The sequence below is a fragment of the Pseudomonas sp. 22082 genome (genome assembly GCF_052046055.1).
Classification (GTDB): domain Bacteria; phylum Pseudomonadota; class Gammaproteobacteria; order Pseudomonadales; family Pseudomonadaceae; genus Aquipseudomonas; species Aquipseudomonas pharyngis.
This window is the reverse complement of sequence record NZ_JBQEQB010000016.1, coordinates 103,571-127,153: the sequence shown is the minus strand read 5'-3', so window position 1 is coordinate 127,153 and position 23,583 is coordinate 103,571. Positions and strand designations below refer to the sequence as shown.

Below are 23,583 nucleotides of genomic sequence, written 5' to 3'. Positions count from 1 at the left end.
CCCGCTCCCACAGGAACCGCGTAATCTTCGCGTGCATCGGCCAGATTCAGGGAGTGAAGTTGGCGTTTCAACGGGGGCTTCAGAGCCCGACAAACCAGGCGAAAACGCCAGTTTCAACTTCACCCTTGTAGACCGTCCTGCCCACCCCCATATTGGGGCGAATGACGCGTGAAGGAATCCAAATTGAGCGAACTTCTCAACCGCCGCCTGGCTCTGCTCGGCGAGCGCGCTAACCTCTCTCTGCTTGAGCAGTGCCTTCACGGTATCGAACGTGAATGCCTGCGCGTGACCGGCGAAGGCCGCCTGGCCCAAACGCCGCACCCTGAAGCCCTGGGTTCCGCGCTGACCAACGAACAGATCACCACCGACTATTCCGAGTCGCTGCTGGAGTTCATCACGCCCGCCCTGCCGGACCCGGCCGATACCCTGGCCAGCCTGGACAAGATTCATCGCTTCGCCTACAGCAAGCTCGGCAACGAGTACCTGTGGAGTCCATCGATGCCGTGCCCGTTGCCGGCCGAGGAAGACATCCCGATCGCCTATTACGGCACCTCCAACATCGGTCAGCTCAAGTACGTCTACCGCAAGGGCCTGGCCCTGCGTTACGGCAAGACCATGCAGTGCATCGCCGGGATTCACTACAACTTCTCCCTGCCGGAAAAGCTCTGGCCGTTGCTGAAAGAAGCCGAAGGCTTCGTTGGCACTGACCGGGATTTCCAGTCGTCGTCCTATATCGCGCTGATCCGTAACTTCCGCCGCTACAGCTGGCTGCTGATGTACCTGTTCGGCGCTTCGCCGGCGCTGGACGCCGGTTTCCTGCGGGGTCGTTCGCACCAGTTGGAACAGCTGGATCCGGACACCCTGTACCTGCCCTACGCCACCAGCCTGCGCATGAGCGACCTCGGTTACCAGAGCAACGCCCAGGCGGGCCTGACCCCGTGCTACAACGATCTGGCGAGCTACACCGACAGCCTGCGCCAAGCGGTGGCCACGCCGTACGCGCCGTACGTTGAAATCGGTACGCACCAGAATGGCGAGTGGGTGCAACTGAACACCAACATCCTGCAGATCGAAAACGAGTACTACTCGAACATCCGCCCGAAACGCGTGACCTACACCGGCGAGCGGCCGATCCAGGCCTTGATGGCCCGTGGCATCCAGTATGTCGAAGTGCGCTGCCTGGACATCAACCCGTTCCTGCCGATGGGCATCGACCTCACCGAGTCGCGCTTCCTCGACGCATTCCTGCTGTACTGCGCGCTGAACGAAAGCCCGCTGCTGACCAACAACTCCTGCGGCAACGCCACCTCCAACTTCCTCAGCGTGGTCAAGGAAGGTCGCCGTCCGGGCCTGCAATTGCAGCGAGACGGCCAACCGGTCGAGCTGAAGGAATGGGCTGCCGAACTGCTGGAAAAAATCGCTCCGCTGGCGGCATTGCTGGATCAAAGCCATGGCGGCGATGCCCATAGCAAGGCGCTCGATGCGCAACTGGCCAAGGTCAAGGATTCATCCCTGACGCCTTCGGCCCAGGTGCTGGCGGCCATGGCCACGCACAAGGAAAGCTTCGCGCAATTCTCCCTGCGCCAGAGCCAGGCCCACGCGGAGTTCTTCCGCAGCGAGCCGTTGGCGGCTGACGAGCAAGCGAAGTTCGAAGAACTGGCGCGGTCTTCGCTGGCGCAACAGGCGGAGCTGGAGCAGAACGAGGTGGGCGATTTCGACGTGTTTGTCGGGTCGTATCAGGCGAGCATTCTGGCGATCAGCAACTGACATCAGAAGGTTCTTTGATCGTTCCCACGTCGAGGCGTCGAACCGTCTGCGTGGTAACGCTTCAATGGACGCTCCGCGTTCAAGTGACGCGGAGCGTCACAAGCTGAATTCCCACGCAGAGCGTGGGAACTATCACCTTCTCTCCCAACTATCCCGTTCTCTCTCTTAGATTTTTCCGCTCATAAGCTCATTCTAAAAAGTTATTTATTTTTAGATTCTTAGATCATTTAGTCTCCTTTCACGCCGACGCTCGGTCGCCTGATATGGAGCTCTTGAATGAAACTGAATTTCCCGCTTCGCCTGCTGGCCGTGGCCTCTCTGGCTGCTGCGAGTTTTCTGGCTCAGGCCGCCGACCTCACCGTCGCCTACCAGACCACCGTTGACCCGGCGAAAGTCGCCCAGGCCGACGGCGCCTATGAAAAAGCCACCAAGGCTGACATCAACTGGCGCAAATTCGACAACGGTGCCGACATCATCGCCGCCATCGCCTCCGGTGACGTGCAGATCGGCTACCTCGGTTCCAGCCCGCTGACCGCTGCGATCACCCGCAAAGTTCCGGTGGAAACCTTCCTCATCGCCACCCAGATCGGCGCCGCCGAAGCGCTGGTCGCCCGTGATGGCTCCGGCATCAAGACCCCGCAGGACCTGGTCGGCAAGAAAATCGCCGTGCCGTTCGTGTCCACCGGTCACTACAGCCTGCTGGCCGCGCTGAAGCACTGGAACATCGATCCTTCGAAAGTCACCGTGCTCAACCTCGCCCCGCCGGCGATCATTGCCGCGTGGAAACGCGGTGACATCGACGCCACCTACGTTTGGGATCCGGCGCTGGGTGTGGCCAAGGAAAACGGCAAAGTGCTGATCACTTCCGGTGAACTGGCCAAGTTCGGCGCGCCGACCTTCGACGCCTGGATCGTGCGCAAGGACTTCGCCGAGAAGCACCCGGAAATCGTCACCGCCTTCGCCAAGGTCACCCTCGACGCCTACGCCGATTACCGCAAGGATCCGAAAGCCTGGCTGGCCAATCAGAGCAACGTCGACAAGCTGGTGAAGCTCTCCGGCGCCAAAGCCAGCGACATCCCATTGCTGCTGCAAGGCAACGTCTACCCACTGGCGGCGGATCAGGTCAGCGACCTCGGCGCACCGACCACCAAAGCCATCACCGACACCGCTGCGTTCCTCAAGGAGCAAGGCAAGGTCGAAGCGGTACTGCCCGACTACGCGCCGTACGTCAGCGCCAAGTACATCACCAACTGATCGGGAGTTAATTGCGATGGCCTTGCTACAGCTGGAGCGCATCAGCGCACAGTATCCCGGCAGCCCGGAACCGGTACTGTCCGACATTTCCCTGACCCTCGGCCCTCAGCAATTGCTGGTGGCCCTCGGCCCGTCCGGCAGTGGCAAGACTTCGCTGTTGAACCTGATTGCCGGCTTCGTCGAACCGAGCGCCGGCCGCATCACCCTCGACAACGTGCCGGTCAAAGGCCCGAGCGCCGAGCGCGGCGTGGTGTTCCAGGACGACGCCCTGCTGCCCTGGCAGGACGTGCTGGCCAACGTGGCTTTCGGTCTGGAACTGGCCGGTGTGGCCAAGGACAAGCGCGAACAGCGCGCGCGGGAAATGCTCGCGCTGGTCGACCTTTCCGGTTTTGAACATCGTCGCATCTGGCAGCTTTCCGGCGGCCAGAAGCAACGTGTTGGCCTGGCCCGCGCCCTCGCGGCCGACCCGCGTGTATTGCTGATGGACGAGCCATTCGGCGCCCTCGATGCCTTCACCCGCGAACAGATGCAGGAGCTGTTGCTGCAAGTCTGGCAACGCACCGCCAAACCGGTGTTCCTGATTACCCACGACATTGAAGAAGCGGTGTTCCTCGCCACTGACCTGATTCTGCTGGCGCCGAATCCGGGGCAGATCGTCGAGCGCCTGCATCTCGACTTCGGCCAGCGCTACGCCGCCGGCGAATCGGCGCGGGCGATCAAGTCCGATCCGCGCTTCATCGAAACCCGCGAACACGTGCTGGCTAAAGTGTTCTCGCAACGCAGTGCCGTTCAGCGGCAGGAGCGCGCATGAGCAGTTACGACGTTTCCGCCACCGCCGTGAAACCCGCCGCCACATCGGTGGCGATTCCCGTACGCCGCAGCCTCAGCACTCGCTGGATCAGCCTGCTGACCTTGTTCGCCTTGCTGGTGATCTGGTGGGCCGTCACGGCTACCGGCCTGATCGAACCGCTGTTTCTGCCGCCACCGTCTGCCGTGCTGCAAAAAGGTTGGTTGCTGGCGACCACGGGCTACATGGATTCGACGTTGTGGCAGCACCTGGGCGCGAGCCTCAGCCGAATCGGCCTGGGCCTGGGTTTTGCGATTCTGACCGCGGTGCCGGTGGGCATTGCCATCGGCGCCAACCGCATCGCCCGTGGCGTGCTCGATCCGCTGATCGAGTTCTACCGGCCGATTCCGCCACTGGCCTATCTGCCGCTGATCGTGATCTGGTGCGGCATCGGCGAGCTGTCGAAAGTGCTGCTGATCTACCTGGCGATTTTCGCTCCGATCGCGATTGCCACCGCGACCGGTGTGCGCACCGTCGACCCGGCCAAATTGCGCGCCGCACAATCGCTGGGCGCCACCCGCGCACAACTGATCCGCCATGTGATTTTGCCAAGCGCCCTGCCGGACATTCTGACCGGTGTGCGCATCGGTCTGGGTGTCGGCTGGTCGACCCTGGTCGCCGCTGAACTGATCGCGGCCACCAGCGGCCTGGGCTTCATGGTGCAGTCGGCCGCGCAGTTCCTGGTCACCGATGTGGTGGTACTGGGGATTCTGGTCATCGCCCTGATCGCCTTCGCCATGGAGATGGGCCTGCGCGCCCTGCAACGCAAACTGGTGCCGTGGCACGGCCAGGCCCACTGATTTTTCAGCACTGACTACCCCGACAGTTTCGGGGCCCCGGAATTGAAGAGAACCACCATGAGCAGCCTGAACATCACCCCGTTAAGCTCGGCCCTCGGCGCACAGATCAGCGGCGTCGACATCAGCCAGCCGCTGAATCTGGAACAGCGCGACGCCATTGAGCAGGCACTGCTCAAATATCAGGTGCTGTTCTTCCGCAATCAACCGATCGAGCCGTCGCAGCAGGCGCGCTTCGCCGCCTACTTCGGCGACCTGCATATTCACCCGATCTACCCGAATGTGCCGGAACAGCCGGAAGTACTGATCCTCGACACCGCCGTCACCGACGTGCGCGACAACGCGATCTGGCACACCGACGTGACCTTCCTGCCGACCCCGGCCATGGGCGCGGTGCTCAGCGCCAAGCTGTTGCCGGAGTTCGGTGGCGATACGTTGTGGGCCAGCGGGATTGCCGCATATGAGGCGCTGTCGGCGCCGATGAAAGCAATGCTCGAAGGGCTGACCGCGACTCACGATTTCACCCGTTCTTTTCCGCTGGAGCGCTACGGCAACACGCCGCAAGCACTGGCGCAGTGGGAAGCGGCGCGGCGCAAGAATCCACCTCTGTCGCACCCGGTGATTCGCACGCACCCGGTGAGCGGACGGCGCTCGTTGTTCGTCAACGAAGGGTTCACGTCGAAGATCAATGAGCTGTCGGAGACCGAGAGCGAAGCGGTGTTGAAGTTCTTGTTCGCGCATGCGACGCGGCCGGAATTCACCATTCGCTGGCGCTGGCAGAAAGATGACATTGCGTTCTGGGACAACCGCGTGACGCAGCATTACGCGGTGGATGATTACCGGCCGGCACGGCGGGTGATGCAGCGGGCTACGGTATTGGGGGATGTGCCGTATTTCAGGTGAAAACCTCGGCAAGAAAACTCGCCATCCTGAAATGTTCCGCTTGTCGGAGCACTGTACAAAAGAACAGCCACTGCTTTCATAACGAATAAAAATGAAGTAAAAATCCGCTTACCGAATAGTGAGTGGTGAATCGCATGGTCACAAAAGAAGAAATTCAGGGTTTCATTCGTGCGCAGGTCGACAGGGAGTTCTTTGATGAACTTGAGGTCTTGATCCCACAGACTTTTCAAAAGGCGGCCAAGGAGGTTGAAGACCTCCTGATTCACACGCCCCCGGAAGACTTGCGAGGTCATCTGCGCCATTCACTTGTTCAGGAAGCCTTGGCTGGGATGAAGCGCTGGAATCCTATCGTCAAGAGCACGGATCCCAAAGGGCATAACTACGTTCTTTTGGAATTGGGAAAGCTGCGCATCACAGCCGTTGTATTGCCTTGGCAGAAAGAAATCCGAGCTGCCAAACACCGCAACGAACTCAAAACGTTGAATGAATCACTAGCCTCAATTCAAATGGATTGGATTGACGGGCTCGCGCACACGGTTACCGAACAACTGATTCATGCGCTTGTCGTAGTCCATGCACCACCACCTCGTTCAGCAGATCAATCAGAACCCGTTGCAATCATGATGGCGGTGCCCTATTTCAACGGGAAAGGTTTCCACATGGATTGCACATTTGAGGAGCTGCTTCAGAGCTATTCTGATAATCAGGCTACTGATCAGAAACCGATTGAATTGGTGAAATTGCGAGATAAGATGCGCCGCGCCGAAGACGTTGAAGATCAAATTGATGATGAGAAAAATTCCAAGAGGTGAAGCATGAGAACTGGAGTCGCGGGCTTCCAGTCCGAGCGTCTCAAGCAGTTACGGCTCACGTTTGGCATCACCCAAACCGCGTTAGCCGAAATGGTGGGGCGCGCCTCTGGAAACATCTCCAAATGGGAAAACGGGGTGCAGGTTCCTGAGGCCGATGCTTTCCAACGACTATGTGAGGTCTTCGGCGTCAGTGAGAATTGGCTACTTGAAGAACAAATCGTAACGAGTGAGCGTACGCCGTTCTTTTTTCGATCTCAGGTAAGTGCCACGGCGAACGCCAGGGAAATAGCGGAAGTACGCCTGGAATGGCTTCAAGATGTCTCGTATAAGCTTCAGGAAAGCCTGGAATTCGTCGCAGTAAATGTTCCTCATCTGGAAGAAAGTAACTGCTTGCTGATTTCGGACGAAGAAATCGAACGAATGGCCAGCGAATGCCGCCAAGCCTGGGGGCTTGGGACTGCTCCCATCCCCAATGTCATTCAGGTTCTCGAAAACGCAGGTATCGTCTGTACTCGGACCACATTGGGCCATTTGAAAATGGATGGCGTTTCAAATTGGTACGAGTTGGATCAGCGGCCTTATGTCCTCCTTGTAGCAGACAAGGCGAACGGCATACGAAACCGATTCGATGCTGCACATGAATTGGGGCATATCGTTCTACATCGTCATGTATCGAAGGAGCAGTACGAATCGAATTACGATCTGCTTGAGTCTCAGGCTCATCGATTCGCCAGCGCATTCCTGATGCCAGCGGAGAGCTTCCTGAGAGAAATTCGATGGCCTACCTTGGATACTTTGCTAGCGTTGAAACCGCGCTGGAAAGTCTCTGTAGCAGCAATGGTTCGTAGATGCCAGGATCTGGAAATAATCAACGAAACCACTACAACAAGACTGTGGAAGGCTAGGTCAGCAAGAGGATGGGTCAAAGGTGAGCCGATGGACGCTGACTTCGACTTTGAAAGGCCTCAATTGATTGCACGAGGCGTAAAAATGCTCGTGGAAAATAAAGTCCTTTCTCGATCTCAACTCAGACAGTTGCTCGGATTACCGCTACCCACACTGGAAAGCCTATGCAGTTTGGACAAGGGTTACTTCACCCTGCCAGATCAGTCACAGGTGATCGACATGCAACTGAGAAAACGAACCGCAAGAGATTCGTTTTTCAGCGAGACCGCAGAAGTACTTGGGTTCCCGAGCAAAAAGTAAAACTACAAAAATTACGGAGAAACCTCGTCCAGTGAGGTTTCTCCGTAATGACGCTTCAAGTCTTCGAAACCACCTACACCGCCGTCGAAGGCTTCTCCCAAAGATTAATCCCGCCCTCCTGAGCAAACCGGTCAATCTCCGCCAACTCTTCCGCACTGAAGATCAGATTCTTCAACGCCCCGACATTCTCGACAATCTGCTCCGGCCGGCTCGCGCCGATCAGGGCCGAGGTCACTCGCGGATCGCGCAGCGTCCACGCCAATGCCAGTTGCGCCAGGCTCTGCCCGCGACGCTTGGCGATCTCGTTCAGCGCCCGCACGTGAGCAATGTTCGCCTCGGACAAGTGCGAAGCCTGCAGCGAGCCTCCACCCGGACGATTGACCCGCGCATCCGCCGGCACGCCGTTGAGGTACTTGTCGGTCAGCAGGCCCTGCGCCAGCGGGGTGAACGCAATCACGCCGGTGCCGAGTTCGTCGGTGGTGTCGAGCAGGTCCTTTTCCACCCAGCGGTTGAGCAGGTTGTACGCCGGCTGGTGAATCAGCAGCGGCACTTTCCACTCTTTGAGCAACGCGGCGATCTCGCGGGTTTTCACCCCGGAGTACGACGAGATGCCGATGTACAACGCCTTGCCCTGCTGCACCGCCGTGGCAAGGGCGCTGGCGGTTTCTTCCAGCGGGGTGTCCGGGTCGAAGCGGTGCGAATAGAAGATATCCACATAGTCCAGGCCCAGGCGTTGCAGGCTCTGATCGAGGCTGGCCAGCACGTATTTGCGCGAGCCGCCGCCCTGGCCGTAAGGGCCGGGCCACATGTCCCAACCGGCCTTGCTGGAGATGATCAGTTCATCGCGATACTGCTTGAAGTCTTCGCGCAGCAGACGGCCGAAATTGGTCTCGGCGCTGCCGTAGGGCGGGCCATAGTTGTTGGCCAGGTCGAAGTGGTTGATGCCCAGGTCGAACGCCGTGCGCAGCAACGAGCGCTGGGTGTCGATCGGCGTGCTGTCGCCGAAGTTGTGCCACAGGCCCAGGGACAGCGCCGGCAGCACCAGACCGCTGCGTCCGACGCGGCGGTATGGGATGGAGTCATAGCGGTTTTCGGCAGCGGTGTAAGTCATCGAATCCTCTCTTGTCGGTCTTGAATCGGGTGTCGATTGCTACGCAAATCTGTTGCCGGGCCGGTCGAGGCCAAGGTTCTGGCGCAAAGTCCGACCTTCATATTCGGTTCTGAACAGCCCACGCCGTTGCAGTTCCGGGACCACGCCATTGGCGAAGTCTTCGAGCCCGCCGGGCAGGTGTGGCACCAGCACGTTGAAGCCGTCCGCCGCGCCCTGCTCGAACCATTCCTGCAAACGGTCGGCAATCTGCGCCGGAGTGCCGACGACGCTGTAATGTCCGCGACCGCCGGCGATTCTGCGGCCCAGTTCGGCCAGGGTCAGATGCTCGCGGCCGGCCAGTTCGGTCAGCAGTTTCTGTCGGCTCTGCTGGCCGCTGTCGGTCAGTGGTAATTCCGGCAGCGGCCCGTCCAGCGGGTACTTCGACAGGTCGAAGTTGCCCAGCATACGCCCAAGCAGAGCGATGCCCACCTCGGGTTCGACCAATTGCTGAAACGTTTCACATTTTTCCTGCGCTTCGGCTTCCGTCTGCCCAACCACGACAAACACGCCGGGCATGATTTTCAGCGAATCGGCACTGCGTCCGTACTTCGGCAAGCGCCCCTTGAGGTCGGCGTAAAACGCCTGGGCGTTGGCCAGTGAAGTCTGCGCGGTGAACACCACTTCGGCGGTCTGCGCCGCCAGTTCACGTCCGGTTTCCGACGAGCCGGCCTGCACGATCACGGGCTGACCCTGTGGCGAACGCGCGACATTCAGCGGTCCCTTGACCCGGAAGTGCTCGCCGACGTGATTCAGCACGTGCAGTTTTTCCGGGTGGTAATACGCGCCGCTGGCTTTGTCGCGGAGGAAAGCATCGTCCTGCCAACTGTCCCAGAGCCCGGTGACGACCTGATGAAACTCCCGTGCGCGGCTGTAGCGTTCGGCATGGCCGATGTGTTCGTCGCGGCCGAAATTCTGCGCTTCGGCGGCGTTGTCGGATGTCACCAGGTTCCACCCCGCTCGCCCGCCGGACAGGTGATCGAGCGAAGCGAACTTGCGCGCCACGTGGTACGGCTCGTTGTAACTGGTGGTCGCGGTGGCGATCAGGCCGATGTGTTCAGTCACTGCGCTCAAGGCCGAGAGCAAGGTCAACGGTTCGAAGTGATCCGAACGGGCCATGCGGCTGGCGATATTCTGGGTCGGGGCGGCAACGCTGTCGGCAATGAACAACGTATCGAACTTCGCTGCCTCGGCAATCTGCGCCAAGCGTTTGTAATGGGCGAAATCCAGTCCCGCGTTGGCCGGTACGTCTGGATGACGCCACGCGGCGACGTGGTGCCCGGTGGCCATGAGGAACGCGCCGAGTTTCAGCTGTCTGCTCATCTCAGAAGTCCTTGCGTAGTTGCACGCCGAAGTAGCGCTCGTCATCGCGAGGCACAGCGCGGTAGATGTAGTTGCCACCGCTGGCGAGCAATGGCGAATAGGACTTGTCGGTGAGGTTCTTGCCCAGCAACGCCACGCGCCAGCCATTGGTGTAATCGGCCAGGGCCACGCTGGCATTCCAGAGGCCGTAGGCGCCCTGCTTGGTGTCGGCGTTCTGGCTGATGTCGTACTGCACTTCGCTCTGCCAGCTGTAGTCGGTGCCGAGTTCGATATCCAGGCCGTTATCCAGCGGGATCGTGTAGTCGGCCCGCACATAGCTTTTCCAGTCCGGGCTGAACGGCAGCGGCTTGCCGTTGACGTTGCACGACGCCGCCGCACCCGCCGGGCAGGCGAACTCGTCGATGCGGGCGCGGGTGTAGGCCAGCGCGCCGGAGAACTTCAGTTGCTGAGTCGCCTGCAGAGCGAAATCAAGCTCCACACCTTCGGTGCTGACGCTGCCGGCGTTGATCAGGCGCGTTACGACTTGCCCGGCGACGGTGTCGAAAAAGTTCGCCTGGTAGTTGTCGTAGTCGCTGTGGAAAACCGCGAGGTTGGTGGTCAGGCGATTGTTCCAGGACGAAGCCTTGATCCCCGCCTCCCAGGTGTTGGAGGTTTCCGGTTTCAGCGCTTCGGTGTCGCGCGGCTGCATGTTGAAAAACACGTTGTAGGCCGGGCCTTTGTAGCCACGCGAATAGGTCAGATAAGTGGTGACGGTATCGCTCAGGTCGTACTGCAAACCGAGCCGACCGGACCAGCCGTCCTCGTCCACCGAACCGGAGCTGCGAGTGGCCGGTTGAATGCCGCTGACGGTGGCGGCGGAAGTGGAGACGCGACGGTGATCGTATTCGAGATCGTCGTGGGTGTAGCGCAGGCCGGCGATGCCACGCAAATCCGAGGTGAAATTCAGCGTGCTCTCGCCGAACACCGCATAGCTGTCGCTGGTGGTGCTGTAATCGGCGACGCCGCGATCAGTTCGTGTGGTGGTGGTCAGCGTGCGCTGATAGGTTTCCTCGTCCTTGCCGTGCATGTAGAACAGGCCGCCAACGTATTCGAGGAACTCGCCTTTCGGCGACGCCAGACGCAGCTCCTGCGAGTACTGGTCGAAGGCCAGATCGCCCTTGTCCGCCGTGCCGGGGAACGCCGCCGTCACCGTGCCGAGGCGGTCGCCGTCCTGATACTGGGTGTTGTCCCAGCCACGCCACGCGGTGATCGACGTCAGGGTGTAATCGCCCAGTTGCCAGTCGAGCTGGCCGGACAGGCCCTTGTTGGTGTCCTCGACGTGGGAGCGGGTGTCGGTGTTGATGTCGCGATTGTGGCTGGTGGCACTGACCGGGCTCAACGCATTGGCGAAGGCCGGGGTCAACGACTTGGTCACGACGCCGTTGGGGCCGTCATCGTGGGACTGCATGTAGTCGGCGATCAGGGTAAAGGCGACGTCGTCGTTCGGGGTGAATTCCAGTTTGCCGCGCACGCCGCGATGGTTGTAACCGTTGACCTCCTGACCGTTGTGCTGGTTGTCGACGTTGCCGTCGTAAGTGCCGAACAGGGTGCTGATCGAGCCCTTGAGCGTGTCCGGAACCAGGCTGCCGCCGATGCCGAAACGGGTGCGGCTTTCGTTGCCGCTGTAATACGACTGATCGATGTAGCCGTGGGTCGCGGCGGTCGGCGCCTTGCTGGTGATGTTCAGCACGCCGGCCGAGGCGTTCTTGCCGAACAGCGTGCCTTGCGGGCCGCGCAAGACTTCGACGCGTTCCAGGTCCAGCAGATCCAGAGTGGATTGGCCGGGGCGCGCATAAACCACACCATCAATCACCGTGGCCACGGTCGGTTCGACGCCCGGCGAGGTGGAAATCGTCCCCACGCCACGCACGAACAACGAGGTGTCCTTGTTCGATGCGCCGGTGCGGAAATTCAGCGACGGCACTTGCTGGACGATGCTCGCCACGCTGTTGCGGTTGTCGCGTTCCAGCTGCTCGCCGTCGATCACCGACACCGCCACCGGCACTTTTTGCAGCGACTCTTCGCGGCGGGTGGCGGTGACCGTGACGGATTTGAGGGTCGGCTCCTGATCGGTGCTGTCGGCGGCAAACGCGACGGGCAGCGGCAGCGCGGCCAGCCCGGTGAGTAGCCAGCCCGCAGCGCGGATCGATTGCGCCAGTTTGTGTGTCGCCCCAGGAATGTTGTGCATGTTTGCCCGCTCGAAAAGTTGCCCTGAACCGCTGCCGTTCTGCGACGACAGCGCCTGTCTCGGTGTCTTGGGCATTCGCTCGAGCGAGTAGCAGACAACGCGCTTTGTTAGCGCTAACATCGCCAGTATTGGCAAGCCGGACATAGACCGTCCAATACTGAAAAATTACTTTTATATGCGTTTTGGTTTTTAAGAAGGATCGAGCCTTGAGCGAAGAAAAGCCCCGCAAACGCCGTGGCGCCGGTCGCGTGACCCTCAACGCGGTGGCGCGCCAGGCCGGTGTTTCGGCGATCACCGTGTCGCGCTATTTCAACCAGCCGGAACAGGTCTCGCCCGAACGCCGCGAACGGATCGCGGCGGTGGTCGCCGAACTGGGTTATGTGCCGAATCTGGTGGCCGGCGGACTCGCCTCGGCACGGGGAAAAATCGTCGGTATGGTGATCCCGAATATTTCCGGGCCGATCTTCGCCAACACCATTCAGGGCTTCAGCGACACCCTCAGCCGTCATGGTTATCAGCTACTTCTGGCCTCGAGTTACTTCAGCACTGAACAGGAAGAAAACGCGGTGCGGGCCTTCCTCGGCTGGTCGCCGGCGGCGCTGGTGGTGACCAGTCACTTCCACAGCGCGGGCACAGAAAAGATGCTTGCCGAAGCGGATATCCCGGTGATCGAAACCTGGGATTACCAGCCGGATCGCGAGCCGATGCAGATCGGCTTTTCGCACTTTGAAGTGGGGGTCAGCGCCGCTCGTTATCTGCACAACAAAGGCTATCGACGCATCGCGTTCGTGCAGAACAGCGCACCCGGCGACTTCAGCGCACTGGAACGCCGCGACGGCTATGCGGCGACCGTCCGCGAGTTGGGCCTGGAACCGTGGGTATTCGCACCGGACGCCGATCGAGCCCCGTTCGAGGCCGGCAAGCAAGCGATGGAAGTACTGATGAACACTTCACCCCGCCCGGACGCGATCATCTTCGCCAACGACAACCTCGCCGCTGGCGGCCTGCTGGCCGGACAACGCGCCGGCCTCAAAATCCCCGAAGACTGCGCCGTCCTAGGCTTCGGCGACTACCCGTTCGCCGAGATGCTGCTGCCCAGCCTGAGCACGATCAAACCGCCCGCGCTGGAGATCGGCGTGCTGGCGGCAACGCGGGTACTGGAAAGCCTTGGCGTGTTGCCGAGCGATGAGGTGCAGCGGCTGAACCTGCTGCAGTGCACGGTTATTGAGCGGGAAAGTACCTGACGAATATGGCGTGGGCTGGTTTGGCTATGCTCTAAATGAAACCGAGGTGGCGCCTTCGCGGGCAAGCCCGCTCCCACAGGTTCTGTGTTGCGTACAAAATCTGTGGAGGACACAGAACCCTTGTGGGAGCGGCGGTGCGACGATTCGACTTGCCCGCGAAGGCGCCCGACCAAACACCGACTATGCCGCAGGCCTCCCCATGCACACCGCAATCATCATCTTCTTCGGCCTGATCCTGCTGGCGCTGATGTTCTACATCGGCGAGCGCATCGGCTTCAGTCGGCAGACGCTGGCCTATGGTTTCGCGGCGTTGTGGCTGGCGTTGACGGTGATCAATGGTGCGGTCGGCGTGGTCCACGCCGGGCAGCCGTTGGGGTCGGAGATTGCGATCGGCAGCGCCGTGTATGGTGTGCCGCTGGCGGCGATGGTGTTGTTCATGGTGCTGAGCGCCGAGACCTGAAAGCGTCCCGGCGCCCTGCCCCGATCAACGCACCAGATGCAGGAACTGCATGTGCCGTTCGTACTGGTCGAGGATGTCGTTGATGATCTGCTCTTTCGTGTAACCGACCAGATCGTAATCCTGACTGCCCTCGCTCAAGTGCACCTCGGCACGGTAGTAGCGGCGATTGTTGAGCTGTTTGGAACCCATCCCGCCTCGAGCGAACGACGGCGTGAAGTAGCCGCGCATCTGCACCTGATAGATGAACGGGTGCTGCTCGCCGTGACCGATTTCCAGGCTGACGCTGTCGTGCGCCGGATCGGGTTGGGTGACCACGTTCAGGCCTTTCTCGGCGAACACGGCCGTCACTTCTTCGATGGCCGGTTTTACCGTGGTGTCCATGAAGCGGTACACCTCGTCGCGCGACGGGAAGTGCACAGCCTGGCTCAAACGCTGACGCCAGCCGCCCTTGCCACGCCGTGAACCGGAGACCGGCGCCAGGGAATGCAGCTGCGCGATCTGCTTCTGCGACTCCAGATAGAACGCCTTGTGCAGGCCCCACATCATCAGCAGCAAGATCATCGAGAACGGCAGCGAGGTCAGCACCACCGCCGACTTCAACGCATCGATGCTGCCGGAGAACAGCAGCGCACTGGTCACCAGCGCGGTCATCGCACCCCAGAACACCCGCAGCCATTTCGGCCCGTCTTCATCCGGGTTGCCGCCCTTCGCCGACAGGGTCGAGAGCACCACGGTGCCGGAGTCGGCGGAGGTGACGAAGAACACGAAGCTGATGAACACCGTCACCGCGATGACGGTCTTGCTCCACGGATAGGTCTCCAGCAGCAGGTAAAGGGTCATCGACGGGTTGTCGAGGGCCGACATGCCCAGTGCCGTCATACCGTGATTGAGCACCTGGTCGATGGCGCTGTTGCCGAAGATCGACATCCACGCCAGGGTGAAACCCAGCGGAATCAGCAGCACGCCGAAGACGAATTCGCGGATGGTCCGGCCACGGGAAATCCGTGCGATGAACAGGCCCACGAACGGCGACCATGCAATCCACCAGGCCCAGTAGAACACCGTCCAGCCGCCGAGCCAGTCGCTCGGTTTGTCGTAGGCATAGAGATCGAAACTCTTCATCGGCAACGCGCCGAGGTAGTCACCGAGGTTCTGGATCAGGGTGTTGAGCAAATGCTGGGTGGGGCCGGCGAACAACACGAACAGCAGCAACGCACAGGCCAGCAGCATGTTGATGTCGGACATCACCCGCACACCTTTATCCACGCCGGAGACGGCGACGATGATCGCCGCGCCCATCATCAGCGTGATCAGGCCGACCTGAATCCACTGGGTGTGGGCGATGCCGAACAGATAGTCCAGACCGGAGTTGAGATGGAGCACGCCGAAGCCCATGTCCGCACCGAGGCCGAACACCGTGGCGATAATGCCGAAGCCGTCCACCGCGTAGCCGATGGGACCGTTGATGCGTTTGCCGATCAGCGGATACAGCGCCGAACGCAGGGCCAGTGGCAGGTTGTGCCGATAAGCGAAATACGCCAGCGCCATGCCGACGAAAGCGAACACGCCCCAGCCGTGCAGGCCCCAGTGCAGAAACAGAATCTGCATCGCCTGACGCGCCGCGTCCGCCGTGCCGGCCTCGCCCTGGGGCGGCTGGAGCATGTGGGTCAACGGTTCGGACACACAGAAGAAAAACAGCGTGATGCTGATCCCGGCGGCGAACAGCATGCCGGCCCAGGACAGGTAACTGAATTCGGGTTCGTCGTGGTCGGCACCGAGTTTGATCTTGCCGTAGCCCGACAACGCGGTAACCACCACGAAGATCAGATACAGGGTCATGGCGAGCATGTAGTACCAGCCGACCGTGTTGGCCGCCCAGTTTTGCGCTTCGAGAAGCCAGGCGCCGGCCTGTTCCGGCATGGCGATGACGGTCAGGCCGAACAGCAGAATCACCGTCGCGGCGAACCAGAACACCGGCGGATTCATGCGCACCAGACCGCTGGCGGGGGTGGACGATGCACTCATGAACGGTGCACCTCAAGGCGTTGGGAAATGGCTGAAATGATCGGACTCAGCAAAGGCAAGCCTCCTGTTGTGAGCGGGCAGCGAACCGCCGGTTTAACTTGAATGAACGTTCAAGTTAAACATGGATAGCGCGCCAAGGACTAATCGCAGGGCTCAGCGGTACTTTTCGTACGCTAGCTCAAGAGGGGGTATGACGCTGTGGCGAGGACGATCGTTCCCGCGTTGCGCGGGAACGATCAGATAGAAAAAATTACTTCTGCGTCCCGTCATCATGCTGCAGGTTGGCCTGGGTCAGGTTGCACCCGGCCGGCACGCTGCGGGTCAGCCAGACGTTGCCGCCAATGGTCGAGCCTTTGCCGATGGTGATCCGCCCGAGAATCGTCGCTCCGGCGTAGATCACCACGTCGTCCTCGACAATCGGATGGCGCGGATGGCCTTTCTGCAACTGGCCGTCCTCGTCCGCCGGGAAGCGCTTGGCGCCGAGGGTCACCGCCTGATAAATCCTGACGCGCTCGCCGATGATCGCGGTCTCGCCGATCACCACACCTGTCCCGTGGTCGATGAAGAAACTGCGGCCGATCTGCGCGCCCGGATGAATATCGATGCCGGTCGCCGAGTGGGCGATTTCCGAGCTGATCCGCGCCAGCAGCGGCAGGCCTGCGCGGTACAAATGGTGGGCCAGACGATGGTGAATCACCGCCAGAATCCCCGGATAGCACAGCAGCACTTCATCGACGCTGCGCGCCGCCGGGTCGCCGTGGTAGGCGGCCAGCACATCGGTGTCGAGCAGGCTGCGCAGGCCCGGCAGTGCGAGGGCGAAATCCTGGATGATCCTGATCGCCTGTGCCTCGACTTCAGTGTCAGCCTGGGCGCTGTGACGGGCGACGTAACGCAACTCGAGTCGTGCCTGGGCCAGCAACGCATTCAGCGCGACATCGAGGGTATGACCGACGTAAAAATCCTCGCTCTCTTCACGCAGATCCACCGGCCCCAGCCGCATCGGAAACAGTGCGCCGCACAGGGCTTCAAGGATCTGCGCCATCGCATCGCGGGACGGCAATTCGCGCCCGCCCTGCTCGCCGGAAGCACGGCCATTTTGTGCCCGCCACTGATCCCGCGCGGTACGCAGCTGGCTGACGATGGTCTGCAATTGCCAATGGCTGGAACGCTCGCTCACGGTAAAGACTCCTCACGGGCGGCCGGACTGTCTGGCCGCGTCAACGGCGACTACTTTACGGCAAGCCCACGGGCGCGAATTAAGAACCGATAGTGCTGGACTAAGCACATTTGGCTATAAGCGATTGACGGTTGCCCCGGTAAATCGGCGTGCCTATAGTCCGGTGATCTTCCTCCGCCAGTACGGAACCATGTCCACACAACCGATCAAACAACAGCTGCAACGCTTCAACCGCCTCGACCTGCTCGGCCAACCGACCCCACTGGAAAAGCTCGAGCGTCTGTCCACCTGGCTCGGCCGCGATGTCTACATCAAACGCGACGACCTGACGCCGCTGGCCATGGGCGGCAACAAGCTGCGCAAGCTCGAATACCTTGCCGCCGATGCCCTCGCCCAAGGCGCCGATACCCTGATCACCGCCGGTGCACTGCAATCGAACCACGTTCGCCAGACCGCCGCGCTGGCCGCCAAACTGGGCCTGGGTTGCGTAGCGCTGCTGGAAAATCCACTGGGCACCGACGACAGCAACTACACCGGCAACGGCAACCGCCTGCTGCTGGACCTGTTCGACACCAAGGTAGAGCTGGTCGACAACCTCGACAACGCCGACGAACAACTGGCCGCCCTCGCCGTGCGCCTGCGCAGCAACGGCAAGAAGCCGTATCTGGTGCCGATCGGTGGCTCCAACGCCCTCGGCGCGCTGGGTTACGTGCGCGCCGGTCTGGAGCTGGCGGAACAGATCAAGGACACCGGGCTGCAATTTTCCGCCGTCGTTTTGGCCTCGGGCAGTGCCGGCACTCACAGCGGTCTGGCGCTGGCGTTGAGTGAAGCCCTGCCACAACTGCCGGTGATCGGCGTGACGGTGTCGCGCAGCGAAGAAGACCAGCGCCCGAAAGTTCAGGGTCTGGCCGAACGCACCGCCGACCTGCTGGGTGTGGCGCTGCCGGACAGCTTCAAGGTCGAGTTGTGGGACGAATACTTCGGCCCGCGCTACGGCGAGCCGAACGCCGGGACACTGGCGGCGGTGAAACTGCTGGCGAGTCAGGACGCCGTGCTGCTCGATCCGGTCTACACCGGCAAGGCCATGGCCGGGTTGCTCGACGGCATCGGTCGCGGGCGTTTCGACGACGGCCCGATCATCTTTCTGCACACCGGCGGCGCCCCGGCGTTGTTTGCGTACAAGGATTTTCTCTGACGCGCTCGTTCCCACGCTCTGCGTGGGAATGCATCCCGGAATACGAAAAACACATATTCCAAAGATGAATAACAAACAGAAAATTCATTATTTTCCATTCTAAAAGAACCGTCATATAGTCTCGCCGCAGGCGAATTTCGCGAGAGACGCATAAGCCGCTTTAAGGCAGGATAGCGCTGTCGTCCAATTCCCGGATTCGCCAACTTTCCTTAAGCGTCTTCCATAAGAAAACACAGGGGCTTGTCATGATTCTTTCCGCACTACGTCGAAATCTGCTGGTAGGTTCGCTGGGCCTGGCACTGAGCGCCGGTCTGATCAGCAGCGCCGTTGCCGGTGAACAACTGCAACAGATCAAGGACAAAGGCGTTATCAACGTCGGCCTGGAAGGCACTTACCCACCGTTCAGCTTCGTCGATGCCGACGGCAAGCTGTCGGGTTTCGAAGTCGAACTGTCCGAAGCCCTGGCCAAGAAGCTGGGCGTGAAGGCCAAGATTCAGCCGACCAAATGGGACGGCATCCTCGCGGCACTGGAATCCAAGCGTCTGGACGTCGTGGTCAATCAGGTGACCATCTCCGACGAGCGCAAGAAGAAGTATGACTTCTCCGAGCCGTACACCGTTTCCGGGATTCAGGCGCTGGTACTGAAAGACAAGGCCGCCGCGCTGAACATCAAATCCGCCGCCGACCTGTCCGGCAAGAAAGTCGGCGTGGGCCTGGGCACCAACTACGAACAGTGGGTCCGCGCCAACGTGCCGGGTGCCGACGTGCGCACCTACGACGATGATCCGACCAAGTTCGCCGACCTGAACAACGGCCGTACCGACGCGATCCTGATCGACCGTCTGGCTGCGCTGGAATACGCCAAGAAAGCGCCGAAAACCGTCGCCGCCGGTGAAGCCTTCTCGCGTCAGGAAGCCGGTATTGCCCTGCGCAAAGGCGAGCCTGAACTGCTGGCCGCCGTGAACAAGGCCCTCGACGAACTGCGTGCCGACGGCACCCTTGAGAAGCTGTCCACGAAATACTTCAACGCTGACGTCACCCAATAATGGAAGAAGCTTTCCAACTCGCACTGGACTCCGCGCCCTTCCTGTTGAAGGGCGCTTACTACACGGTAATCCTCAGCCTCGGCGGCATGTTTTTCGGCCTGCTGCTGGGCTTTGGCCTGGCGTTGATGCGCCTGTCGCGTTTCAAGTCGGTCAGTTGGCTGGCCCGCATCTACGTGTCGTTCTTTCGCGGCACGCCGTTGCTGGTGCAACTGTTCGTGATCTATTACGGCTTGCCGCAATTGGGCATGGAACTCGACCCGCTGCCGGCGGCGCTGATCGGCTTCTCGCTGAACATGGCCGCCTACGCCTGTGAAATCCTGCGGTCCGCGATCGGCTCGATTGAACGCGGCCAGTGGGAAGCCGCTGCGAGCATCGGCATGACCCGCGCGCAGACCCTGCGCCGGGCCATCCTGCCGCAGGCGATGCGCACGGCGTTGCCGCCGCTGGGCAACAGCTTCATTTCGCTGGTCAAGGACACCGCGCTGGCCGCCACCATCCAGGTGCCGGAGCTGTTCCGTCAGGCGCAGCTGATTACCGCCCGGACTTTCGAAGTCTTCACCATGTATCTTGCCGCCGCGCTGATCTACTGGATTCTGGCCACGGTGCTGTCGCACTTCCAGAACAAGTTGGAAGAGCGGGTCAATCGGCACGACCAGGAGTCCTGACCCCATGATTGTCGTGGAAAAACTGACAAAGCAGTTCAAGGGTCAAGTCGTGCTCAACGGCATTGATCTGGAGGTGAAGGAAGGCGAGGTCGTGGCAATCATCGGCCCCAGCGGCTCGGGCAAGACCACGTTCCTGCGTTGCCTGAACTTCCTCGAGGAACCCACCAGCGGCCGGATCAAGGTCGGCGAGATCGAGATCGATACCAGCCGCCCGCTGAACCAGCAGCAGAGCCTGGTGCGCAACCTGCGCCAGCATGTGGGCTTCGTGTTCCAGAACTTCAACCTGTTCCCGCACCGCACCGCCCTGGAAAACGTCATCGAAGGCCCGATCGTGGTCAAGAAGACGCCTCGCGATGCAGCCATTGCCCTGGGCAAGAAGCTGCTGGCCAAGGTTGGCCTGGCGGGCAAGGAAGACGCCTACCCACGGCGCCTGTCTGGTGGCCAGCAACAGCGCGTGGCGATTGCCCGGGCGCTGGCGATGGAGCCGGAAGTGATCCTGTTCGACGAGCCGACCTCGGCCCTCGATCCGGAACTGGTGGGTGAAGTGCTGGCGACCATCCGCGGCCTCGCCGAGGAGAAACGCACCATGGTGATCGTCACCCACGAAATGGCGTTCGCCCGTGACGTGGCCAACCGCGTGGTGTTTTTCGATAAAGGCGTGATCGTCGAACAAGGTGAAGCGAAAGCGTTGTTTGCCAATCCGAAAGAAGAACGCACTCGACAGTTCCTCAGCAAGTTCAGAAATAACGGCTGACCTGTAAACTTTCCGGAATACAAACTTCCATGGATGGAAGTTTCGCTTACGCCCTCCCCACTAAAAAATTAATCAAGTGACTGCATTACATATATATGTCCTGCAACAGTCTCGCCGCGATTAAAGTTCGCCCCCTCCAAATTCCCAGCTGTACAAACCGACCGACGACAGAACGATAAAATCCGGCAAAAGCTGTGGCTCGATTCGCCATGCAGAATAGGTAGAGTGCCTTATCTGCGTAGGAAGCTTCTGATAAATCCGTAATTCTCCAATTAACTAACCCTGTCCGTTGACACGCCATTCAGCGAACTTTTATCTAGTCACTCATCGCGCCCCACAACATTACCAAGACCCGATAACGAATGGCCGAACGACCCTGTTTTTATTACCAGGCAATTCACGCCATTTGAACTTTCAGAAACGGATTTCGCTGCAAGGCTTCAAGGAGAGGATTTCATGACCCGCACTTCGCACATTCCCGAACTGGCCGCGCCGAGCCTGGCGCCATCCCGAAACAAAGGCATCAACCTCGCGGCAGCGGCTCATCTGCTGGTCGATGTGCCGCCTTATCCGGACATGGACACCGGCGACCTGATCGAACTGTTCTGGAACAACTGCTATGTCGCCTCTCACCTGCTGACAGCACAGGACGTCGCGGCCCCAATCAGTCTGCGAGTGCCGGAAAGCTTCATCGCCAGCGGCTCGTCTCGCATCCACTATCGGGTCATGCGGGTGGGGCACGGGCCATCGCTGTCGGCGGCGGCGCGGGTCACGGTCAAGCTCGACTGCCCCGGAGGACAGCCTCCAGCGCTGTGTGGCGACGAAAACCAGCAACTGGCACCGGTGACGCTGCCCGAGACCATTCGCCGTCAGGGCGTCAACGCGAACCAGATCAGACGCGGCGTGCCACTGACTATCGAGCCGTATCTGAACATGGCCGAAGGCGATGCCATCACCTTGCGCTGGGGCGATGTACGGATGGATCTGGCACGCATCACCCCTGCCGATATCGGCAAGCCGATTCAGGTCTGGGTGCCGCCGGCAGTCATCACCGAGGCCGGCGAGGATCTGCGTCTGGACGTGACCTATTGCATCCTCGACCGGGTCGGCAACAACTCGCGCTGGGCACCGCCGCGAACGCTGAAGATCGGTTGCGTGAATCCCTACCTCAAGGTGCCGCTCAAGGAAACGCTGAAGGCGGCAGAGCCACAAAAGAAATGAGCCAAAACGGTCGATGAGGGACGCCGTCCCTCGTCGCCGCACGCTTAACCAGCCAGACCACACCCCCTTCTATACATATTCCTAAAAGTTAGTTTATTTAAATTTTATACGCGCTTAGGGTATATACACCGGACCACCGGACATTCTTTCGTTCGCCGCACTTTGCGGCGTTTTTCATGAGATGTGAGGTAGGTAGCATGGTCCGGAACACAATCACCCCAGTGCAGATCGCCAGGGCATTGCGTGCAGCCAAGGAGCGGCACTGATGTCCAGTCTGGCAGACGCAAACGTCCAGAGTGACCTGGACATCGCCCCGCTGTTGTTGCCCGCACAAGTGCTGCGCAACGACGCTCAAGCCATCAAGGCCGCCCATGAGCTGGCGCAGGTCGCCCGCGTGCAGGCCGCCAAACGTGATCGCCAGCGCAAGCTGCCATGGTCGGAAATCGAACAGTTCACCCGCAGTGGCCTCGGCAGCATCGCGATTCCGCGCGAGTACGGCGGCCCGCAGGTTTCCTTCGTCACCCTGGCCGAGGTGTTCGCGATCATTTCCGCCGCCGACCCGGCGCTGGGACAGATCCCGCAGAACCAGTTCGGCATCATCAACCTGATCCTCGGCAGCGCCACCGAGCAGCAGAAAAAGCATCTGCTGCAGAGCGTGCTCGAAGGCTGGCGCATCGGTAACGCCGGGCCTGAACGCGGCACCAAGGACACCCTGGAACTGAAGGCGCGCATCACCGCCGACGGCGATGACTACGTGATCAATGGCCAGAAGTTCTACTCCACCGGCGCCCTGTTCGCACACTGGGTCGCGGTCAAGGCGCTCAACGATGACGGCAAGCAAGTGCTGGCCTTCGTCCGTCGCGGCACGCCGGGATTGCGCATCGTCGATGACTGGTCGGGTTTCGGCCAGCGCACCACCGCCAGCGGCACGATCCTGTTGAACAACGTGCGGGTCGACGCCGGCCTCGTGGTGGACAACTGGAAGATCAACGAAAAGCCCAACACCCAGGGCGCGGTGTCGCAGCTGATTCAGGCAGCGATCGACGCCGGCATCGCCCGTGGCGCCATCGATGACGCCATCGAATTCGTCAAGACCCGCGCCCGGCCGTGGATCGACGCCAACGTCGAACGGGCCAGCGATGACCTCTACGTGATCGCCGACATCGGCAAACTGAAAATCGAACTGCACGCCGCCGAAGCGCTGCTGCGCAAGGCCGGGCAGGTGCTGGATCAGGTGCACGCCGCGCCACTGACCGCCGAATCCGCCGCCCGCGCCTCGATTGCCGTGGCCGAAGCCAAGGTGCTGACCACCGAGATCTCGCTGCTGGCCAGCGAAAAACTCTTCGAACTGGCCGGCAGCCGCGCCACCCTCGCCGAATTCAACCTCGACCGTCACTGGCGCAACGCCCGGGTGCACACCCTGCACGACCCGGTGCGCTGGAAGTACCACGCGGTCGGCGCCTATCGCCTCAACGGCAAGTTGCCAGCTCGCCATTCCTGGATCTGACGACCC

The 23,583-nt window shown here is 60.8% G+C and carries 20 protein-coding genes; 15 read left to right on the top strand and 5 right to left on the bottom strand.

The window, feature by feature from the left end; genetic code table 11:
• Positions 1-183: 183 nt before the first annotated feature.
• From gshA to ACTJK9_RS19140, 7 genes are all read left to right on the top strand, one after another.
• The gene (gene gshA / locus ACTJK9_RS19170) at positions 184-1,767 is read left to right on the top strand and encodes a glutamate--cysteine ligase (protein ID WP_064592726.1); all 1,584 of its coding nucleotides are present in this window, start codon (positions 184-186) and stop codon (positions 1,765-1,767) included.
• Between the two features lie 276 nt (positions 1,768-2,043).
• Entirely contained in the window at positions 2,044-3,021 is a 978-nt protein-coding gene (gene tauA, locus ACTJK9_RS19165) for a taurine ABC transporter substrate-binding protein (RefSeq protein WP_007952702.1), read from the top strand.
• A gap of 16 nt (positions 3,022-3,037) precedes the next feature.
• Positions 3,038-3,832 (top strand): taurine ABC transporter ATP-binding subunit, encoded by a 795-nt coding sequence (gene tauB, locus ACTJK9_RS19160; RefSeq protein ID WP_011331959.1) that lies wholly within the window; start codon positions 3,038-3,040, stop codon positions 3,830-3,832.
• Positions 3,829-4,668, top strand: coding sequence for a taurine ABC transporter permease TauC (gene tauC / locus ACTJK9_RS19155; RefSeq protein ID WP_102687495.1), 840 nt, complete (start codon positions 3,829-3,831; stop codon positions 4,666-4,668). Before tauB ends, tauC begins: the two co-directional genes overlap by 4 nt.
• Positions 4,669-4,725: 57 nt before the next feature.
• Positions 4,726-5,568 (top strand): taurine dioxygenase, encoded by an 843-nt coding sequence (gene tauD / locus ACTJK9_RS19150; RefSeq protein WP_440815478.1) that lies wholly within the window; start codon positions 4,726-4,728, stop codon positions 5,566-5,568.
• 134 nt (positions 5,569-5,702) lie between these two features.
• On the top strand, positions 5,703-6,380 hold the full coding sequence (locus ACTJK9_RS19145; protein ID WP_085712703.1) for a hypothetical protein: 678 nt from the start codon (positions 5,703-5,705) through the stop codon (positions 6,378-6,380).
• Between the two features lie 3 nt (positions 6,381-6,383).
• Complete coding sequence (locus ACTJK9_RS19140) at positions 6,384-7,586, top strand: helix-turn-helix domain-containing protein (protein ID WP_085712702.1); 1,203 nt, start codon at positions 6,384-6,386, stop codon at positions 7,584-7,586.
• 73 nt (positions 7,587-7,659) lie between these two features.
• On the opposite strand, the gene mgrA is transcribed toward ACTJK9_RS19140, so the two are convergent.
• From mgrA to ACTJK9_RS19125, 3 genes are read right to left on the bottom strand one after another with little or no spacing between them, the layout of a single operon-like run.
• The gene (mgrA, locus tag ACTJK9_RS19135; protein WP_440815473.1) at positions 7,660-8,697 is read right to left on the bottom strand and encodes an L-glyceraldehyde 3-phosphate reductase; all 1,038 of its coding nucleotides are present in this window, start codon (positions 8,695-8,697) and stop codon (positions 7,660-7,662) included.
• A 39-nt stretch (positions 8,698-8,736) separates the two neighbouring features.
• Positions 8,737-10,056, bottom strand: a complete 1,320-nt coding sequence (locus ACTJK9_RS19130; RefSeq protein ID WP_440815470.1) for an LLM class flavin-dependent oxidoreductase — start codon at positions 10,054-10,056, stop codon at positions 8,737-8,739.
• Between the two features lies 1 nt (position 10,057).
• Complete coding sequence (locus ACTJK9_RS19125; RefSeq protein ID WP_440815467.1) at positions 10,058-12,283, bottom strand: TonB-dependent receptor; 2,226 nt, start codon at positions 12,281-12,283, stop codon at positions 10,058-10,060.
• A 206-nt stretch (positions 12,284-12,489) separates the two neighbouring features.
• On the opposite strand from ACTJK9_RS19125, the gene ACTJK9_RS19120 reads away from it, so the two are divergent.
• Together ACTJK9_RS19120 and ACTJK9_RS19115 are read left to right on the top strand one after the other, a co-directional pair.
• Positions 12,490-13,527: a LacI family DNA-binding transcriptional regulator gene (locus ACTJK9_RS19120; protein WP_440815464.1), complete on the top strand. Its 1,038-nt coding sequence runs from the start codon at positions 12,490-12,492 to the stop codon at positions 13,525-13,527.
• A gap of 199 nt (positions 13,528-13,726) precedes the next feature.
• Positions 13,727-13,987, top strand: a complete 261-nt coding sequence (locus tag ACTJK9_RS19115) for a hypothetical protein (RefSeq protein WP_007952727.1) — start codon at positions 13,727-13,729, stop codon at positions 13,985-13,987.
• Positions 13,988-14,011: 24 nt separating this feature from the next.
• Here ACTJK9_RS19115 and betT read toward each other — a convergent pair whose 3' ends face one another.
• Positions 14,012-15,973 carry a choline transporter BetT gene (gene betT, locus ACTJK9_RS19110; protein WP_172829513.1) on the bottom strand — a complete coding sequence of 654 codons (1,962 nt, stop codon included), beginning with the start codon at positions 15,971-15,973 and terminating at the stop codon, positions 14,012-14,014.
• Between the two features lie 289 nt (positions 15,974-16,262).
• Complete coding sequence (gene epsC, locus ACTJK9_RS19105; RefSeq protein ID WP_007952730.1) at positions 16,263-17,189, bottom strand: serine O-acetyltransferase EpsC; 927 nt, start codon at positions 17,187-17,189, stop codon at positions 16,263-16,265.
• A gap of 190 nt (positions 17,190-17,379) precedes the next feature.
• Here epsC and ACTJK9_RS19100 point away from each other — a divergent pair, with 190 nt between their 5' ends.
• The 6 genes from ACTJK9_RS19100 to ACTJK9_RS19075 all read left to right on the top strand — a co-directional run bounded on the left by ACTJK9_RS19100 (position 17,380) and on the right by ACTJK9_RS19075 (position 23,577).
• A complete protein-coding gene (locus tag ACTJK9_RS19100) occupies positions 17,380-18,384 on the top strand; it encodes a D-cysteine desulfhydrase (protein ID WP_085647938.1) in 1,005 nt (334 codons plus the stop codon).
• A gap of 245 nt (positions 18,385-18,629) precedes the next feature.
• Positions 18,630-19,430 (top strand): cystine ABC transporter substrate-binding protein, encoded by an 801-nt coding sequence (tcyJ, locus tag ACTJK9_RS19095; protein WP_064592710.1) that lies wholly within the window; start codon positions 18,630-18,632, stop codon positions 19,428-19,430.
• A complete protein-coding gene (gene tcyL / locus ACTJK9_RS19090; RefSeq protein WP_007952735.1) occupies positions 19,430-20,095 on the top strand; it encodes a cystine ABC transporter permease in 666 nt (221 codons plus the stop codon). The genes tcyJ and tcyL overlap by 1 nt, the downstream gene beginning before the upstream one ends.
• Positions 20,096-20,099: 4 nt before the next feature.
• On the top strand, positions 20,100-20,849 hold the full coding sequence (tcyN, locus tag ACTJK9_RS19085; RefSeq protein WP_064382730.1) for an L-cystine ABC transporter ATP-binding protein TcyN: 750 nt from the start codon (positions 20,100-20,102) through the stop codon (positions 20,847-20,849).
• A 456-nt stretch (positions 20,850-21,305) separates the two neighbouring features.
• The gene (locus ACTJK9_RS19080; protein ID WP_085611209.1) at positions 21,306-22,070 is read left to right on the top strand and encodes a hypothetical protein; all 765 of its coding nucleotides are present in this window, start codon (positions 21,306-21,308) and stop codon (positions 22,068-22,070) included.
• Positions 22,071-22,335: 265 nt separating this feature from the next.
• On the top strand, positions 22,336-23,577 hold the full coding sequence (locus ACTJK9_RS19075; protein ID WP_039764545.1) for an SfnB family sulfur acquisition oxidoreductase: 1,242 nt from the start codon (positions 22,336-22,338) through the stop codon (positions 23,575-23,577).
• The last annotated feature ends 6 nt before the right edge of the window (positions 23,578-23,583 follow it).

Excerpts from the sequence above, each read along its gene's own strand:
- tauA (WP_007952702.1), top strand. The coding sequence starts at position 2,044 with ATGAAACTGAATTTCCCGCTTCGCCTGCTGGCCGTGGCCTCTCTGGCT.
- ACTJK9_RS19145 (WP_085712703.1), top strand. The coding sequence starts at position 5,703 with ATGGTCACAAAAGAAGAAATTCAGGGTTTCATTCGTGCGCAGGTCGAC.
- tcyL (WP_007952735.1), top strand. The coding sequence starts at position 19,430 with ATGGAAGAAGCTTTCCAACTCGCACTGGACTCCGCGCCCTTCCTGTTG.
- mgrA (WP_440815473.1), bottom strand. The coding sequence starts at position 8,697 with ATGACTTACACCGCTGCCGAAAACCGCTATGACTCCATCCCATACCGC.
- ACTJK9_RS19115 (WP_007952727.1), top strand. The coding sequence starts at position 13,727 with ATGCACACCGCAATCATCATCTTCTTCGGCCTGATCCTGCTGGCGCTG.
- ACTJK9_RS19125 (WP_440815467.1), bottom strand. The coding sequence starts at position 12,283 with ATGCACAACATTCCTGGGGCGACACACAAACTGGCGCAATCGATCCGC.
- tauB (WP_011331959.1), top strand. The coding sequence starts at position 3,038 with ATGGCCTTGCTACAGCTGGAGCGCATCAGCGCACAGTATCCCGGCAGC.
- ACTJK9_RS19075 (WP_039764545.1), top strand. The coding sequence starts at position 22,336 with ATGTCCAGTCTGGCAGACGCAAACGTCCAGAGTGACCTGGACATCGCC.
- ACTJK9_RS19080 (WP_085611209.1), top strand. The coding sequence starts at position 21,306 with ATGACCCGCACTTCGCACATTCCCGAACTGGCCGCGCCGAGCCTGGCG.
- betT (WP_172829513.1), bottom strand. The coding sequence starts at position 15,973 with ATGAATCCGCCGGTGTTCTGGTTCGCCGCGACGGTGATTCTGCTGTTC.
- ACTJK9_RS19140 (WP_085712702.1), top strand. The coding sequence starts at position 6,384 with ATGAGAACTGGAGTCGCGGGCTTCCAGTCCGAGCGTCTCAAGCAGTTA.
- ACTJK9_RS19130 (WP_440815470.1), bottom strand. The coding sequence starts at position 10,056 with ATGAGCAGACAGCTGAAACTCGGCGCGTTCCTCATGGCCACCGGGCAC.
- ACTJK9_RS19100 (WP_085647938.1), top strand. The coding sequence starts at position 17,380 with ATGTCCACACAACCGATCAAACAACAGCTGCAACGCTTCAACCGCCTC.
- tauC (WP_102687495.1), top strand. The coding sequence starts at position 3,829 with ATGAGCAGTTACGACGTTTCCGCCACCGCCGTGAAACCCGCCGCCACA.
- tauD (WP_440815478.1), top strand. The coding sequence starts at position 4,726 with ATGAGCAGCCTGAACATCACCCCGTTAAGCTCGGCCCTCGGCGCACAG.
- tcyN (WP_064382730.1), top strand. The coding sequence starts at position 20,100 with ATGATTGTCGTGGAAAAACTGACAAAGCAGTTCAAGGGTCAAGTCGTG.
- tcyJ (WP_064592710.1), top strand. The coding sequence starts at position 18,630 with ATGATTCTTTCCGCACTACGTCGAAATCTGCTGGTAGGTTCGCTGGGC.